At 65.2% G+C, this 15,344-nt stretch carries 14 protein-coding genes; 10 read left to right on the top strand and 4 right to left on the bottom strand.

Going from position 1 to position 15,344, the window contains the following annotated elements; translation table 11 throughout:
* Window positions 1-138 precede the first annotated feature (138 nt).
* Window positions 139-1,425, bottom strand: coding sequence for a hypothetical protein (locus tag OIE68_RS39345; protein ID WP_327095967.1), 1,287 nt, complete (start codon window positions 1,423-1,425; stop codon window positions 139-141).
* The gene (locus tag OIE68_RS39340) at window positions 1,425-1,646 is read right to left on the bottom strand and encodes a hypothetical protein (protein WP_327095966.1); all 222 of its coding nucleotides are present in this window, start codon (window positions 1,644-1,646) and stop codon (window positions 1,425-1,427) included. The genes OIE68_RS39345 and OIE68_RS39340 overlap by 1 nt, the downstream gene beginning before the upstream one ends.
* Window positions 1,647-1,935: 289 nt before the next feature.
* On the opposite strand from OIE68_RS39340, the gene OIE68_RS39335 reads away from it, so the two are divergent.
* The 4 genes from OIE68_RS39335 to OIE68_RS39320 are packed head-to-tail and all read left to right on the top strand — an operon-like array spanning window position 1,936 to window position 6,050.
* Window positions 1,936-3,243, top strand: coding sequence for an ABC transporter substrate-binding protein (locus OIE68_RS39335; RefSeq protein ID WP_327095965.1), 1,308 nt, complete (start codon window positions 1,936-1,938; stop codon window positions 3,241-3,243).
* Window positions 3,244-3,245: 2 nt separating this feature from the next.
* Window positions 3,246-4,091 carry a sugar ABC transporter permease gene (locus OIE68_RS39330; protein ID WP_327095964.1) on the top strand — a complete coding sequence of 282 codons (846 nt, stop codon included), beginning with the start codon at window positions 3,246-3,248 and terminating at the stop codon, window positions 4,089-4,091.
* Window positions 4,088-4,942 (top strand): carbohydrate ABC transporter permease, encoded by an 855-nt coding sequence (locus OIE68_RS39325; protein ID WP_327095963.1) that lies wholly within the window; start codon window positions 4,088-4,090, stop codon window positions 4,940-4,942. The genes OIE68_RS39330 and OIE68_RS39325 overlap by 4 nt, the downstream gene beginning before the upstream one ends.
* Before the next feature lie 16 nt (window positions 4,943-4,958).
* A complete protein-coding gene (locus OIE68_RS39320; RefSeq protein WP_327095962.1) occupies window positions 4,959-6,050 on the top strand; it encodes an ABC transporter ATP-binding protein in 1,092 nt (363 codons plus the stop codon).
* Between the two features lie 239 nt (window positions 6,051-6,289).
* On the opposite strand, the gene OIE68_RS39315 is transcribed toward OIE68_RS39320, so the two are convergent.
* The gene (locus tag OIE68_RS39315; protein ID WP_327095961.1) at window positions 6,290-6,919 is read right to left on the bottom strand and encodes a hypothetical protein; all 630 of its coding nucleotides are present in this window, start codon (window positions 6,917-6,919) and stop codon (window positions 6,290-6,292) included.
* Between the two features lie 696 nt (window positions 6,920-7,615).
* Between OIE68_RS39315 and OIE68_RS39310 the strand changes: the two genes are divergently transcribed.
* On the top strand, window positions 7,616-8,443 hold the full coding sequence (locus OIE68_RS39310; RefSeq protein WP_327095960.1) for a DUF1460 domain-containing protein: 828 nt from the start codon (window positions 7,616-7,618) through the stop codon (window positions 8,441-8,443).
* A gap of 304 nt (window positions 8,444-8,747) precedes the next feature.
* Here OIE68_RS39310 and OIE68_RS39305 read toward each other — a convergent pair whose 3' ends face one another.
* Entirely contained in the window at window positions 8,748-9,485 is a 738-nt protein-coding gene (locus OIE68_RS39305; RefSeq protein ID WP_327095959.1) for a sigma 54 modulation/S30EA ribosomal C-terminal domain-containing protein, read from the bottom strand.
* Between the two features lie 208 nt (window positions 9,486-9,693).
* Between OIE68_RS39305 and OIE68_RS39300 the strand changes: the two genes are divergently transcribed.
* The 5 genes from OIE68_RS39300 (at window position 9,694) to OIE68_RS39280 (ending at window position 15,220) form a co-directional block, all read left to right on the top strand.
* Window positions 9,694-10,692, top strand: coding sequence for an Acg family FMN-binding oxidoreductase (locus tag OIE68_RS39300; protein ID WP_327095958.1), 999 nt, complete (start codon window positions 9,694-9,696; stop codon window positions 10,690-10,692).
* A 121-nt stretch (window positions 10,693-10,813) separates the two neighbouring features.
* Window positions 10,814-11,461, top strand: a complete 648-nt coding sequence (locus tag OIE68_RS39295; protein WP_327095957.1) for a response regulator transcription factor — start codon at window positions 10,814-10,816, stop codon at window positions 11,459-11,461.
* A gap of 46 nt (window positions 11,462-11,507) precedes the next feature.
* Window positions 11,508-13,241: a GAF domain-containing protein gene (locus tag OIE68_RS39290; RefSeq protein ID WP_327095956.1), complete on the top strand. Its 1,734-nt coding sequence runs from the start codon at window positions 11,508-11,510 to the stop codon at window positions 13,239-13,241.
* 125 nt (window positions 13,242-13,366) lie between these two features.
* Window positions 13,367-14,320: a universal stress protein gene (locus OIE68_RS39285; protein WP_327095955.1), complete on the top strand. Its 954-nt coding sequence runs from the start codon at window positions 13,367-13,369 to the stop codon at window positions 14,318-14,320.
* A 30-nt stretch (window positions 14,321-14,350) separates the two neighbouring features.
* Window positions 14,351-15,220: a universal stress protein gene (locus tag OIE68_RS39280; RefSeq protein ID WP_327095954.1), complete on the top strand. Its 870-nt coding sequence runs from the start codon at window positions 14,351-14,353 to the stop codon at window positions 15,218-15,220.
* Window positions 15,221-15,344 lie beyond the last annotated feature (124 nt).

The following is a 15,344-nucleotide window of genomic DNA, read 5'->3' as shown; positions in this document are numbered from 1 at the left end:
GAACGCCGGAATCGCACGGTTGTCGGTAGCCCCGACCGGATCGGTCAGATAGACAGCAGATTTCGTCAGTCCCTGATCCAACCAGCCCCAACCGGCTGTCAGGCCGCCTCGGCGCGAGCTACCCTGCGGCTAGGGCAGTCAGTCCCAACTCTGCACTGCGTCGTAGCGGCGGCGCATCTGGCGGCGACGGTAGAACACCTCGTCCACCGATAGCGTCGTAGTGGTCACCGGTGCCAGGCGGATGTTCAGGCCGAGTTCCCGGATGCGGTGCTCCAGATCGATGCGGCGCTCCGGCGGCAGGTTGGACCACATCGTTTCGAAGCGGCCGCGGACCGGGGTGTCGGCGCGGGCGATCAGGTCCAGCAGCAGCGGCCAGTCGTGGGCCTCGGTGGCGATGCCGGGCAATGCGGACACCATCGCATCGTTCATCTGCGCGAGCAGGGCTATCATCCGGCGCTGGATCCCGGCGTCGGCGTGTGCCATCAGGCTGAAAAGTCCACGCCACAGGTCGGATTCGATGCGGCCCTCCAGGCTGCCGACGAGTCCGGCCAACACCGCGTCGTTCGCGATGATCGGATTCCCGGCCAGGGCCCCCAGTGCCCACTTACTCAGCCTTCCGATGAAGGTCAACAGCTCCGGTGCCGCACCGGCCCGGAGATAGCTCGCGATGAGATTGCCGATCATTTCGGTGGAGCCGATGCTGAACAGGACATCGCCGATCGACGCGGTCAGCTCGGTCTCACAGCGCGCGAACGTCGACAGCGCGGCCAACTGCAGCCCCGTAGACCCGATGAGCATGGTATGCAGCATGCGCGGGATCCGCTGCCGCGGCCCGGCCAGCAGTTGACGAAAAATGGCGCTCACGCCCGCGACGGAATAGGCATAGGCGGCGGAGAAGATCAGACCCTCGTCATCGAGCACGCCCTGTTCGAAGGCCGCGACCAATGTCGGTGTGGCAAAGGCGTCGAGGAACGGCCCGGCAGTGATGTAGTCCTTGCGCGCCAACATTTCGTTGAGAATCCGGACGATGGGTTCCGGCGGCGCCACCGCGGCGAGTTGTCCGACGGTGCGCGGATCCATATACGGCGCACAGTCGGCTACATACGCGGGCGCGAGCATGGCAACCGTCTCGGCCGCCTTCTTCGGGTGATCGACACCGACCGCGCCCGCGGCCCGGCCCGTCATCATCGGCGGCACGAGGCGCTGCACCAGCGGCATCGAGATGCGCAGCGGAATGATCGGCACCAGTTTGCTGATCCGCTCGAACGTCTCGTTGTGCTGGTCGAAGATCAGGCCCGCCAGCCGTTCCTGGAGTTCGTGCAGATTCTCGCTGCCCAACCGCTCCAGATGCGCCAGTCGCTCCACGGGGGCATGCAAAGTCCGTGACAGCAGGACGATCTGGGCACCGGTTACCAGATCACTCATCAGCCGAGCCGGCTCCCGAACATGATCTTCTTCGTCACCGCCCGAAACGGCCGGGGCAGCGCGCCGACCATCTCATCGATGGCTTCGATGAGCGCCGCCGTTTCGAGTTGTTTGGCCGCGCGGAACATCTCGAGCAGTTCGGTGGCCTCCTGTTCGGTGATCAGCCCGGTTGCCGCCAGCGGCCCGCGTAGTTCGTGTTCTAGGTCGGTCCTGGCGGTCATACGGCTACCCGTTTCTTCATCTATCGCAACGTCGATCACTCGTGAAAGCCCCGAGCATAGGTGTCTCGACGACCCGGCGGGGCAGTGCGTAAAGAATTCGTTATCCAAAGATCTTCATAACTTTTTTCAGAGGGGTGACTTCCTTTTTATTTGTGCCGCAAGACAACTCGGGTTTTGTTCTCAGTCACGGGAAGTTGCGCGTTCGGCTGTGCGCCCACATCTGTTTGTATCTGGGCATGATGGATTGGTGTCGGCGCACCCGGGTCCATTCCTGCCTCGGGAGCCACACATGGCGACACGCGGCCTGACGCGCCGGTCGTTCCTCGGCGCGGCGGGCATCGGAACCCTCGCGCTCACCGCCGCGTGCACCGGATTCGCCACCACGGGAAGTGGCGGCATGCTCTTTCTCTCCACCCAATTCCGCCCCGCCGACGAGGCCGATCGTTTCCGCAACCTGCTCGGCAAGACAGCGCCGGGCGTCAGCTATGTGACCATCGAGGAGAGCCCGTTCGCGAGTCAGGTGCGCAGCCAGTTCGAGGCGGGCTCGACGCAGGTCGGGCTGCTCGGCGGGCTGCACGGCGATATCGCACCGCTGGCCGACGGCTATCTCGAGGATCTCACCGGCCTGCTCGCCGACCTCGGCAACCGCGGCTGGCCCGCCGCCTACCTGCAACTGGCGCGGGCCGGTACCGATCGGACGTGGTATATCCCCTGGGCCACAGCGAGTTACGTGCTCGCCGCACACGCCGACGCGCTGCAGCACCTGCCATCCGGGGTGGACGCCACGGCACTGACCTACGAGCAGTTCCTCGACTGGGCGATCGCCGCGCGCCGCGCCAATGGCAACCGACCGATGCTCGGACTGCCCGCCGGCCCGAAAGGCCTGCTGCATCGCTTCACCCAGGGGTATCTGCTGCCGTCGTTCACAGGCGGGCAGATCACCACCTTCCGCTCGGCCGAGGCCGTGACGGCCTGGCAATACTTCCGCGAACTGTGGGCCAACTGCGCACAGTCGAGTACGAATTTCGACTTCATGCAAGAGCCCCTTGCCAGCGGCGAGGTGCGCATGGCCTGGGATCACGTTGTCCGCCTGGTGCACGCGCCCGAGCACGACCCGCAGGACTGGCGCATGCTGCCCGCGCCGCGCGGCAAGCACGGCCTCGGCTATATGGCCGTGGTCGCCGGGCTCGCAATTCCCAAGGGCAGCACCGATGCCGAGCTCGCCCAGCGCACGATCAGCGCGTTGACCAAGCCGGAAACCCAGATCGAACTGCTGCGCTCCAATGGCTTCTTCCCGTCGGTCGACACCGCCATCCCGGACGATCTGCCACCGGCGGTCAGGCTCGAGGCCGATGCCGTGGACCGACAGCAGCAGGCGCAGGGCGCGATCCTGTCGCTGCCGCCGGTCGGCCTCGGTCAGCGCGAGGGTGAGGTGAGCAAGGTGTTCAAGGACAGCTTCCGCTCGATTGTGTTGGACCGAGCCGATATTCGGACCACACTCGATCAACAGGCCCGGGTGCTGCAGGGCATTCTCGACGAGCTGAAGGTGCCGTGCTGGGCACCCGATCCCGTCGCCGACATCTGCGGGGTGGGGTAGCTATGCGCGCGCGACTCGGTTCACCGTGGATTCTGCTGCTGCCCTCGATCGTGCTGCTGGTCGCGCTGTTCGGTTGGCCATTGGTGCGGGCGATCTTCGATGCGTTCAGCGACGATCGCGGCTTCACGCTCGCGCACTGGCGGCGCTTGTTCGACGACCCGTATTTCCTTACCTCGCTGCGCAATACGCTGTTGTTGATCGTGATCGTGGTGCCGATCCAATTGGTGCTCGCGGTCGGTATGGCGCTGCTGATGCAGGCGCGGCCGCGGTTCGCGAGTGGCCACTTCTACCTGTGGTGCGTGCCGTTGGCGATCTCCGAACTGGCCGCCGGACTGGTGTGGCTGTCGATCTTCGGCAATCGCGGATACCTGAACTCACTGCTGGTCTGGCTCGGATTGTCCGAGGACGGTGTGCAGTGGTTGAACTATCAGCACACCGGCACCATGCTGCTCGCGGTGGTGATCGCCGAGATCTGGCGGGCGACCTCACTGGTCTTCGTCATCGTGGTGGCGGGCATGCAGCTGATTCCACGGGATTACGACGAGGCCGCGCAGGTGTTCGGGGCGAACTTCTGGCAGCGGCTCCGGCATGTGACGCTGCCGCAACTCGGGCCGAGCCTGCAGGTCGCGCTGATTCTGCGCACCATCCTCGCGCTGCAGGCCTTCGCCGTCGCGCAGGCACTCACCGGGCGGGACTTTCCGCTGCTGGTCGGCGAGACCTACGAGTGGTACTCCAATCTGCAGAATCCCGCTGTCGCGAGCGCGGTTTCGCTTGTGGTGCTGGCCATCTCGCTCGGTACCGCGATGTTCTATCTGCGGACGGTCAGGGCGCCGGAGGGGTCGCGATGAGTGAGGCCACGGCACTGCCGCCGATCGATCGCGCACCGCTGCGCCGACGTCGGCGGCGGGCCATCGGAGTGCAGGTGGCGTGTATCGCGGTGACGCTGTTCATGGCGCTGCCGATCGTGCTGATCGGACTCGCCGCGGTGTCCTCGCGTGAGGCCTTGAACGAGTTCCCGAAGCCATTGCTGCCCAGCGAATTCTCCATCGAGACGCTGCAGTCGTTCTTCCGCGCAACCGGGACGGTTCCGGCACTGGGCAACTCGGTGCTCGTCGGGCTCTATACCGTGTTCTGGTCGCTGGCCATCGGTGCGCCCGCTGGATATGCCTTGGCCCGCAATGTCTTCCGAGGTAAGGACACCTATCAGGTATTCATCCTGTTCGTGCGCGCGCTGCCGATCGTGGTGCTCTCGGTGCCGCTGGCCACGATGTTCCTGCGGCTGGACGTGTACGACACCGTCTTCGCCGTGACGCTTGTGCACACCACGCTCGCGCTGCCCACCACCGTGCTCATCACGGCGAGCATTTTCGTCGCGGTACCGGCCGACCTCGAGGAGGCGGCGCGCGTCTTCGGCTGCACGCGCTGGCAGGCGGCTCGCAAAGTCGTTGTGCCGCTGGCACTTCCCGGTCTGGCGGCATCGTCGATCTTCACGTTCGTGCTGTCGTGGAACGAGATCCTCGGCGCGACCATAGTGACGCTCGGACATCGCACGTTGCCCGCCCAGGTGCTCACCACGCTCGGTGAGGCGTCGACGCCGTACCGGTTCGCGGGCGGGTTCGCGCTGATCATTCCGGCGCTGGTCTTCATCTTCGTGATGCGGCGCTATCTCGTGAATATGTGGGGGACGACGCTGAGATGACAGAGGTGTAGGGCATATGGCCGAAGTGATTCTGCGGGATCTGGTGAAGACCTACCCTGGCGGCACCACGCGCGCCACCGACCAGGTCTCGCTCGAGGTCACCGACGGTGAATTCATGGTGCTGCTCGGGCCGTCCGGCTGCGGTAAGACGACGCTGCTGCGCATGATCGCCGGGCTGGAACTGCCCGATGCGGGGCAGATCGTGATCGGCGGCAAGGATGTCACCTATCTCGAGCCGCGGCGGCGCAACCTGTCGATGGTGTTCCAGTCCTATGCCGTCTTCCCCAATAAGAAGGTCGCCGACAATATCGGCTTCGGCCTGCGAGTGCACGGTGTGCCCGCCGAGGAGATCCGGCGCAAGGTCGCATGGGCCGCGGATCTGCTGCAGCTCACGCCGTACCTGGATCGGTATCCGGCGAAGCTGTCCGGCGGCCAACGCCAGCGCGTCGCGGTGGCGCGCGCGATAGTCATGGATGCCGACGTGCTGCTCATGGACGAGCCGCTGTCCAATCTGGATGCGCTGCTGCGGCTTTCGTTCCGCGCGGAGTTGAAGAAGCTGGTCGGCGAGCTCGGCACCACCACGATCTATGTCACCCATGACCAGGTCGAGGCGCTGTCGCTCGGCGATCGCGTCGCGGTCATGCGCGACGGGGTTATCGTTCAATGCGGTTCGCCGACAGCGGTATACGACGGTCCAGCGACCGAATTCGTCGGCGGATTCCTCGGCAGCCCGCCGATGAACTTCCTCACCGGGATCGTCGACATCGGCGAGGCCGGACCGCATATCGATCTCGGTGGGCAGTCGCTGCCGGTCCCCGCCGCGCTCGCATCGTTCAGCGGTAAGAAGCTCAACCTCGGCATCCGGCCCGAGGCCATCGCCATCGGCGACGAGGCGGGCACCGATTCGGTACGCGCCCAACTCCAGGTGCTGGAGCCGCTCGGCTCGTCGACCCTGTTGACCACCGATGTCAGCGGACAGACCGTCAAGATTCAGACGCAGCCCAGCTTCCGGGCCGACCAGGGCGTCGCGCTGAACCTGCATGTGCCACCGCAGGCCTGCCGCTGGTACGACCCGGAAACCGGGTTATTGCTGGAGGATTCAGTGTAGATATCCAGTGGAGACTTCGCCGTATCCGATCAATTCAACGGCGGAATATTTTGGAGCCTCGCCGAAACTTTCCGTGGATACCAACGAGCCATCGAGAGTCAGTTTCGCCTGCCGCAAGATGCGGCAGCTCGGTGAACAAATATTGTGGATGGCCATCGCACGCCGCGCTTGTCCCGGAGTCAATTCGCCGGGATCGGTGAAACAGTCACCGATATTGGAGATTATCGAAGGCATTTCGGCTAACCAACTCTCACGGGCACAGCAGTTTCTTCGAAAATCCGACCACGGCCGACGGTTAGCGAAACCAAGGCAATATTTCCGATCGTGGTAATCAGCGGACCCGCGACAGTGGCGAATTGATATCCACTCGCCAGAAGCACTCCCAGCACACCGAGAGCCCCAGCGAAGGCATTCGCGGCGAACATTTGCCAGGTTTCTTCCTCAGGCTTCGACCAGGCGTGCCGCAGCGTTGGGATGGTGGCGATGAGATTGGCACAGATGGCCACCAGCGCACCGAACGCCTTCTCCGAGATATCCACTGTGACCAGCACACATGCGACGGAGGAGAGCAGACATGCCCAATCGATATTGTCCCCGGGCCGCAGACTGACCCCACGCCGCAGACCGAGGGCGATAACGGCGGCATTCATACTTGCCGACGCGGCATTGATACCCGCGGCGAGATTTGCGCCCTCCAGATATGCGACCACCGCGAATACGGTATTGGCAGTACACCAGGCCACCCAAGACGCCATGCGCGGCCGCGTGCGACCATCCAGAATTCCGACCAGATATGCGACGACACCATACAGTGAGATGCCGACGCTGACCAAAGCTACCGACGTGCTCAGACTCCAGAACTCACTCACGTGCACCATTCCTCGTTTTCGCGCATACCTGCGCAAGACAGCCACAACCGGCGATTCGACCCGCATGCGAACACACCGAAGGAAACAAATCCGGTGCGACGATGGGGACCGTATCTGCAGTGGGTGAACACTTCGGGATGATTTGTTCGTTCGCGATTGAAACTATCGTTACACGGAGGTTCCGGCGTCACAAACGCAGCAGGTCGGCCGTAACGAACTTTTACGTCGGTAACTGATGCTTAACAGGATATGGTTACTGAGCTCACATCGGTGCGGAATCGACATTAATGAGAGCCGTTTCGAGGGAAACATGCCGCAGACACACGAAGACCCCAGCCGTAGCTGGGGTCTCCCGTGGTCACGCCGACCGTTGTGCGAGTCGAAATCTCTGCACCCCGGCCTCGATTACCGAGCCTGCCACACTTGCCGGGAATCGTCGCGCCGAGCCCGGCGCCTGCGGGAGGCCGCCACGCGCTTGCATCTGTAAGTCCGGTCGAATCGCGGTCGACCAGGCAAGTTCCGACGACCAAAGCCCCTCCGAGATAACGAAACGACAACATCGTGATCATCCCGTGTCCAAACTGTTCGACTCGGAATGTAGGGCTCATGACGGAATCCCCAGCGGATCCTGCAGCCACGGGGCCGTTTTCGTGTTCGGCGACCGAGGACCGCCGGGCTCGGACTACCGTGGCAGCAATGACCGTTCAACCTGCTGGAGGCCCTTTGCGCAGCATCGCTCGCGTACTGCTCATCATCTCGGCACTCGTCGGCATGGTCATGCCGACCGTTCCAGCCGCATTCGGCGCACCGATCAGCGATGACGTCACTGCCGGGAAGATCGATGAGCTGCTGGCGCTGCGGGCTGCCTCGCCGGGTGCGAGCAAGGGTGAGCTGATCGAGCGGTTGTCGGGACGCCTGCTCGGGACGCCGTATGGCGCGGATATGCTCATCGGCTCGGCGGACCAGCCCGAACAGTTGGTCATCGATCTGCGCCGGGTGGATTGCTTCACCTACCTCGACTATGTCGAGGCGCTCAGCAGGTCTACCGATCGCGACCAGTTCGTCGCGAATCTGATCGCGACCCGCTATGCCGATAGCCGCGTCGAGTTCCAGCAGCGCAAGCACTTCTTCAGCGATTGGTCACATACCGCGCGTATCGCGGCCACCGATATCACCGGCACATTGAGCCCGGCCGCGGTGACCGTTACCAAGCACCTCAACGCGAAAGCCGATGGCGGAACATATCTTCCGGGGCTGCCGGTGGTCGATCGCGGTATCACTTATATCCCCGGCGCTGCTGTAGACGAGAGCGTCATCGGTGGACTACGCACCGGTGACTATATCGGCGCGTACGCCGACCAGCCAGGACTCGATGTGACTCACGTCGGCATCTTCGTCATGACACCGAGCGGCCCGGTCTTCCGCAACGCATCCTCACTCGCGGCGAACAACAAGGTGGTCGACTCCCCGTTCGCCGACTATGTGCGCACGACGCCGGGCATCATGGTGCTCCGCGCGCAGTAATCGAAATGGAACCGGCCAACACGACAGGTGGGCGAGCGGGTTTCGGCGGCGACGGCGCGAATCCGTCGGTCGGATCACGGCGTGGTCGTCGATCGCCACACACGACTCGTGCGTTGCCCCGCATGGCACCGCCGAGTCGAATCGCCCGCCCCATGATCCTTCTCGCGGTAGGCCGTTCGTACCGCCTCGCTTCTGCCCGACCGCCGGTGGCCGGCTCCCATTCCAACTATGCCCGGGGTGACACGGTCGTCGACAGAGCCGGGATGCCCTGGATCCAGGGACATTGGTCCTGCCGAACACCGGGTCAGCAGGCAAGCCGTGTACTGATCCGGGGTGTGATCAGCCCGAGGTCGGCGTCGTAGCGGCGGTACAGCAGATGCCCGCGGCGGCTGACGGGATCGATGAAGAACAGGAATGGCAGGCCGATGGTGCACAGGCAGTCGGCGGCCGCGGTCTCGGACAACTCCGGAATCTTCGGATCGGCCGCCGCTGGGTCGCACGGCCAACGGATCAACCTGATGCCCGCGGGATCGCCACGGTAGACGATCGCGTCAGCGCCGGTTTCGGCGTCGACGAACAGGTGCGCGTCGTAGTCCATCGCGTCGAGCACCGCGGCCGCCGCATCCGGTGGACCGACCAGCAGCGAACATTTCTTGCGGCGGGTGATCGTGCCATATCCGGATGCCGCGAGTAGTCGCCGTACCGGCTCCCGCTCCGGCGCCACCCGTTGCTTTGTCGTCAACCGCTCGATCAGCCGCTCCAGCCGCAGCACGACCGGCAGCACCATGCCCGCCCCCGGAGTGATCGTCTGCACGCGCGCCGGAGTACCGCGCACGCACAGATTCACCTGCACCAACTGCGGCCCACTCGGACAATTCGCGACCACGACCCGCACCCGGGCACCACCGTCGACCCCGTTTCGAGTAAGCAATCGCCCGACCGCCCCAGCCACGCGTTCGAGTTCCAACTCCGCGATCGGTCCACGCGGAAATACGACAATGTCGGGGAAGTCCGGGGTGGACCACTTCCCTGACACGCTCATGACGGCCTCGCTATTGGATTGTTCGATTTCCGACCCTCGGGACTCGATCGCAGCATCCACGACGTCCACGACGGGAGGGCCGAAAGTCACTGCTACACCTGACCTTCGGCACCCAGTGCACGGCCCGACCCGACGGGTGACCATCGACCTTCGAGAACAGGCAAAAGGCCCGTATCGACCGGCACATCGCCAGACGAGGCTCGGGAGTATGACCGACACCCGCCTCTCCTCCGTACATTCCGTGCCGGACCATTCGACGTTGCTGGCGGCCATGCGTTCGGCCGGCCGCGCGCCGTCATTGCACAACACCCAACCGTGGCGCTGGGTCTTCGACGGGACCCGACTGCATCTGTATCGCGACGACGACCGCCTGCTGACCTCGGCGGACCCGCTGGGTCGGCAACTGGTGATCAGCTGTGGCGCGATGCTGCACCACGTGCGCACCGCATTCGCCGCCAAGGGCTGGCACACCGATACCACCCGGCTCCCCGATGCCGGCCACCCCGACTATCTGGCGGTAATCGAGTTCCGGCCGTGGCCCGAGCCGCCGATCGGCGTGCTGGCCCGCGCCCGCGCCATCGAAAAGCGACGCACCGACCGACTGCCGCTGTACGCGCCGACCGACTTATCGCCGCTCCTGCACGCCGGTCGAATGCTGGTGACACCCCACGACATCGAACTCGATCTCCTCGACGAGAGCGCCCGCGCGAAGCTCACGGTGGCCTCTGAGCACGCCACCGCGGTCCGCCGCTACGACATGGAGTACCAGACCGAATTGCATTGGTGGACCGGACATTCCGGCGACGCGGAAGGCGTTCCGCGCGAATCCCTGGTCTCCGATGCCGAATTCGCCCGCGTCGGTGTGGGCCGTACCTACCCATCCACGCCGCATTCGGCCCGCCGCGACACCCTCGAGGACCACGCTCGCCTACTGGTACTCAGCTCACCCCGCGAATCCGTCACAACGTGGCTACACACCGGCGAAGCCCTCTCCGCCGTACTCCTGGAATGCACCACGTCCGGCCTGGCAACTTGCCCGATGACCCACATCACCGAATTGCCATCGGCCCGAACAGCCATCGCAACCATGCTCCCCCACACCACCATCCCCCAGGTCCTGATCCGAATCGGCACCACCCCCGAAAACACCCCCGAGCCCCCATCAACCCCCCGCCGCCCCCTCTCCGACATCCTCACAATGCAGTAAGTCGAGAATGCGCCGGCGGTGGGATCTAGTCGACATTTGCCTCCACCTACGCAGGGTGATCGACCGTCCAGTTGCGCATATACGCGGGCTACGCTGGAGGGACCCTGCTGGAGGTGCTGCGATGACGAGTGTGTTCCTGGTCGATGACCATCAGATCGTGCGTCGCGGTGTGAAGGATCTGATCGAGACCGAGCCCGATCTCGAGGTGGTCGGGGAGGCAGGCACGGTGTCGCAGGCGTTGGCGCGCATTCCCGCGCTGCGCCCGGAGGTCGTGGTCCTGGACGTGCGCCTGCCCGATGGCAATGGCATCGAATTATGCCGGGAACTGCTGAATCAGCATCCCGAGCTGCGGTGTCTGATACTCACCTCGTTCACCGACGAGCAGGCCATGCTCGATGCCATTCTGGCCGGGGCCAGCGGGTATGTGGTCAAGGACATCGACACGATGGAGCTGGTCGAGGCCATTCGCGAGATCGGCGCTGGTAAGTCGCTGCTCGACAATCGGGCGGCCGCGGCACTCATGTCGAAATTGCGCGAGGAGGCCGAGGCCAAGACCGGGCCGCTGGCCGGCCTCAGCGAGCAGGAGCGGACGCTGCTCGGTCTGCTCGGTGAGGGGCTGACGAATCGGCAGATCGCGAGCCGGATGTTCCTTGCGGAAAAGACCGTGAAGAACTACGTCTCCCGGCTGCTGACCAAACTCGGGGTCGAGCGTCGCACGCAAGCCGCAGTGCTGGCGTCGAAACTCAACGCATCCACCAACAAAGAGTAGGCCGCAGCACGAAACAGCGAGCCGCAACCGTGCGAAGATACGGGTTATGGAAGGCGAGTCCGCCGGACCCGATCCGACGCCGGTGACGGAAACATTGCCTCAACTTCGACTGCGGGAACTACTCGGCGAAGTCCAGGACCGGATCGCCCAAATCGTCGGCGTCCGCGATCAGATGGACCGCCTGATCGAGGCGATGCTGGTCGTCACCGCCGGACTGGACCTGGACAACACGCTGCGCTCGATCGTGCACACTGCCATCGAGTTGGTCGACGCGGGATACGGCGCGCTCGGCGTGCGCGAAACCGATAAGACCAGCACCCAGCTCGCCGAATTCGTCTACGAGGGCATCGACGACCGCACCCGGATCCTGATCGGCGATCTGCCGCGTGGTCACGGTGTCCTCGGTCTGCTCTTCGAACAACCGAAACCCATTCGGCTGCCGAATCTTTCGAAGCATCCATCATCGGTCGGCTTTCCCGCCCACCACCCGCCGATGCACACTTTCCTCGGCGTACCGGTGAAGGTTCGCGACGAGATCTTCGGCAACCTTTACCTGACCGAGAAGGCCGGTGGCCAGGAGTTCACCGACGACGACGAGGTCGTGGTGCGGGCGCTGGCCGCCGCGGCGGGTATCGCCATCGCCAACGCCCGCCTCTACGAGGAGTCCCGGATCCGCCAGCAATGGCTGGAAGCCAACCGCGATGTGGCCACCGAACTGCTCGCGGGCGGCGAACCGGGCACCGCACTGGAACTGGTCGCCGACCGGGCCTTGACGCTCACCCACTCGGCCTGCACCTTCCTCGCGCTCCCTGAGGACTCCGATATCCCCACCGAGGATGTCACCGAACTGGTGGTGGTCGCCGCCGCGGGTGTCGGCGCCGAGGAGCTCATCGGCGAGCGCATCCCGATGGGCGAATCGAATTCGGGCGAAGCGTTCCGATCCGGCCAGGTCGTCGCGGTCGACGAACTGCGCTTCCGGCCGGTCTTCTATGAGCCGTCGAAATTCGGACCCGCACTTATCCTGCCGCTGCGGGCCAAGGATTCGGTCATCGGCGTGCTCGTCACCGTACAACCGGCGGGGGCGCAACCACTGGACGAGGCCGGGCAATCGATGATGGCCGCCTTCTCCGATCAGGCCGCGCTGGCCTTGCAGCAGGCGACCACCCAGCGGCGGGTGCGCGAACTCGATGTGCTCTCCGACCGCGACCGGATCGCGCGCGACCTGCACGACCACGTCATCCAGCGGCTGTTCGCGGTCGGTCTCTCGCTACAGAGTACCGCCCAGCGGGCCCGCGTACCCGAGGTGAAATCCCGGCTCACCGAGACCATTCAGGACATCCAGTCGATCGTCCAAGACATCCGGCACTCGATCTTCGATCTGCACAGCCCCACCACGGATGCCCCGACGCTGCGCAAGCGATTGCACGGCATCATCGCCGACATGATCGGCGAAAGCGGGCTGCGCACCACGGTGCGGCTGGCCGGCCCGGTCTCGGTGCTGACGCCGCCGCTGTCGGAGGATGTCGAGGCAGTGCTGCGCGAAGCGGTGAGCAACGCGGTGCGGCACGCGTCAGCGACGACGGTATCGGTCCAGCTCCGAGTGCGCGACGATGTCACCATCGAGGTGACCGACGACGGTGTCGGCGTCCCCGAAGACTTCGAGCGCATGAGCGGACTGGCGAATCTGGCGACGCGCGCCGAGCAGGCGGGCGGCAGTTTCAGCATCTCGAAGGGCGCGAACGGCGGGACGGTGCTGCGCTGGTCGGCACCGCTGCCCTGAACTGTCCTGCCTGTGGCATGAGCGGTCTTTAGGCCCTGCGGTTCGTGACCAATGCCAGGCGTGCGCGACCACCTCGGATTCCTAACCTACGGGTAGCTGATATCTCGGAACCCGAAGGGACATCCATGACCGCCCAGCACCGCGATGAACCACACCGGCTGGCGTCGGCCGAAGTAGTCGTCGGAACCGACGGCTCCGAGGCGGCCGATCTCGCCGTCCGTTGGGCCGCCGAGACCGCCTCCCAGCGGCGCCGGCGCCTGCGCATCGTGCACGGTCTCGACCTCGCGGCGGCGGGGTCGGTCTACGGGATGTACGACGTGATCATGCCGCCGGTGATCGATGCGATCCGCCGCGAAGGCGCGGACGTGCTGCGCACGGCACGCCGACTCGCCCATCAGGTCGATCCGGCCCTGACCGTGGAAACCGAACTCTCCGAAGCCAATCCCGCACATCTGTTGATCGAGCTGTCCGAGGCGGCGCATCTGGTCGCGATCGGCACAGCGGGTTCCGGCGGCACCCTGAGCTATCTCGGATCGACGCTGCTCGCGGTCGCAAGCCATGGCCGCGGTGCGATCGTGGTCGTGCGTGACACCGGCACCGGCACCGGCACCGGCACCGGCACCGGCACCGGCACCGAACAGCAGACCCGACGTGTCGGCCCGGTTGTGCTCGGTATCGACGGCGGACCGGTCAGCACGGCCGCCGTCGGCGCCGCGTTCGCCGAAGCCAGCGAACGCAGAACCCGACTCGTCGCCGTCCACGCTTGGAGCGACCTGTATTTCGACCGCATCGCCGGCCTCCCCTACGCCGTCTGCGATCACGACGCCGAGACCGCCGGACAGGCGATCCTGGCCGAGCAGCTCGCCGGCTGGCAGGAGAAGTATCCGGACGTGCAGGTCATCCGCAAGGTGTACCTGTCGGGTCCGCGGCAGGCACTGCGCGAATGGTCGCGGTCGGCGCAGCTGCTCGTGGTCGGTAGCCGGGGGCGCGGCGGATTCCGCGGACTGCTGCTCGGCTCCACCAGCGACGCGCTGGTCCAGACCGCGCACTGTCCGGTCATGGTCGTCCGCCCGCAGTAGCGCGGTCACGCTGAGGGGCTACGAAATCCCATGTCCACCAATATGAATCCCCCTGTACTCGTCGGCTTCGACGGCTCCGACGCCGCCGCCGAGGCGGTGCGCTGGGCCGCGGTCGACGCCGTCCACCACCGCGCGCGCCTGCATATCGTGTACGGCATCGGCGCCCCGATGGACTTCGGCCCCGGAATAGCCTTCGACCAAATCGATTACGACGCCTATCGAGCGGCCGGTGCCGCCGCCGTCACCACTGCCCACGCCTACGCGACCGCGGCGGCCGAACCCATCGGCGAACTGGAAATCACGACCTTCGTGGTCGACGCACCGCCGATTCCGGTTCTACTCGACCGCTCCAAGGATGCGCGCATGCTCGTCGTCGGCACCCGCGGTCTGGGCGCCTTCCGCCGTGGCCTGCTCGGCTCGGTGAGCACCGCCGTCGCAAGGCACGCGCACTGTCCGGTCGCCGTCATTCCCGAACCCCAAGACTACGAAGCCGATCGGCTGCTCGGACCGGTGCTCGTCGGTGTCGACGGCTCCCCCGGCTCCGCCCACGCCATCGAGGTCGCCTTCGACCAGGCCGCCCATCGCACGGTCGGACTGCGCGCGGTACTCACCTGGTCCGAATTCAACCGCTACATCTCCCGCGAGGAGATGCAGCAAGAGGCCGAGGCGTTGCTCTCCGAGAGCCTGGCCGGCTATGCGGAAAAGTATCCGGACTTGGAGGTCGAGCGCGTGGTCGTCGAGGATCGACCGGCCAGATGCCTACTCGCCGAGGCAGAATACGCCCAACTGATCGTCCTGGGCAGCCGCGGCCGTGGCGGTTTCGCGGGCATGACCCTCGGCTCGGTCAGCCAGGCCGTCCTACACGCCACCGACTGCCCCCTCATCATCGCGCGACCCTGATATCCGGCCCGCCCGGGTGGCGCTTCAGTAGGCTCCGGCACTGACCGGTCCGCAAGCGCGCAGCGAGTTCACAGGTTGCGTTAATCGGGTCGCACGGTGGTGTTCACATCCTGTTTACGATGTC

This window comes from Nocardia vinacea, from assembly GCF_035920345.1.
GTDB lineage: Bacteria > Actinomycetota > Actinomycetes > Mycobacteriales > Mycobacteriaceae > Nocardia > Nocardia vinacea_A.
Note: the sequence above shows the minus strand (reverse complement) of the source record. Positions and strands in the feature narration are given on the sequence as shown.

Coding starts and splice junctions, on each gene's coding strand:
- OIE68_RS39320 (WP_327095962.1), top strand. CDS start 4,959: ATGGCCGAAGTGATTCTGCGGGATCTGGTGAAGACCTACCCTGGCGGC.
- OIE68_RS39325 (WP_327095963.1), top strand. CDS start 4,088: ATGAGTGAGGCCACGGCACTGCCGCCGATCGATCGCGCACCGCTGCGC.
- OIE68_RS39335 (WP_327095965.1), top strand. CDS start 1,936: ATGGCGACACGCGGCCTGACGCGCCGGTCGTTCCTCGGCGCGGCGGGC.
- OIE68_RS39305 (WP_327095959.1), bottom strand. CDS start 9,485: ATGAGCGTGTCAGGGAAGTGGTCCACCCCGGACTTCCCCGACATTGTC.
- OIE68_RS39290 (WP_327095956.1), top strand. CDS start 11,508: ATGGAAGGCGAGTCCGCCGGACCCGATCCGACGCCGGTGACGGAAACA.
- OIE68_RS39310 (WP_327095960.1), top strand. CDS start 7,616: ATGACCGTTCAACCTGCTGGAGGCCCTTTGCGCAGCATCGCTCGCGTA.
- OIE68_RS39345 (WP_327095967.1), bottom strand. CDS start 1,425: ATGAGTGATCTGGTAACCGGTGCCCAGATCGTCCTGCTGTCACGGACT.
- OIE68_RS39300 (WP_327095958.1), top strand. CDS start 9,694: ATGACCGACACCCGCCTCTCCTCCGTACATTCCGTGCCGGACCATTCG.
- OIE68_RS39330 (WP_327095964.1), top strand. CDS start 3,246: ATGCGCGCGCGACTCGGTTCACCGTGGATTCTGCTGCTGCCCTCGATC.
- OIE68_RS39340 (WP_327095966.1), bottom strand. CDS start 1,646: ATGACCGCCAGGACCGACCTAGAACACGAACTACGCGGGCCGCTGGCG.
- OIE68_RS39280 (WP_327095954.1), top strand. CDS start 14,351: ATGTCCACCAATATGAATCCCCCTGTACTCGTCGGCTTCGACGGCTCC.
- OIE68_RS39295 (WP_327095957.1), top strand. CDS start 10,814: ATGACGAGTGTGTTCCTGGTCGATGACCATCAGATCGTGCGTCGCGGT.
- OIE68_RS39285 (WP_327095955.1), top strand. CDS start 13,367: ATGACCGCCCAGCACCGCGATGAACCACACCGGCTGGCGTCGGCCGAA.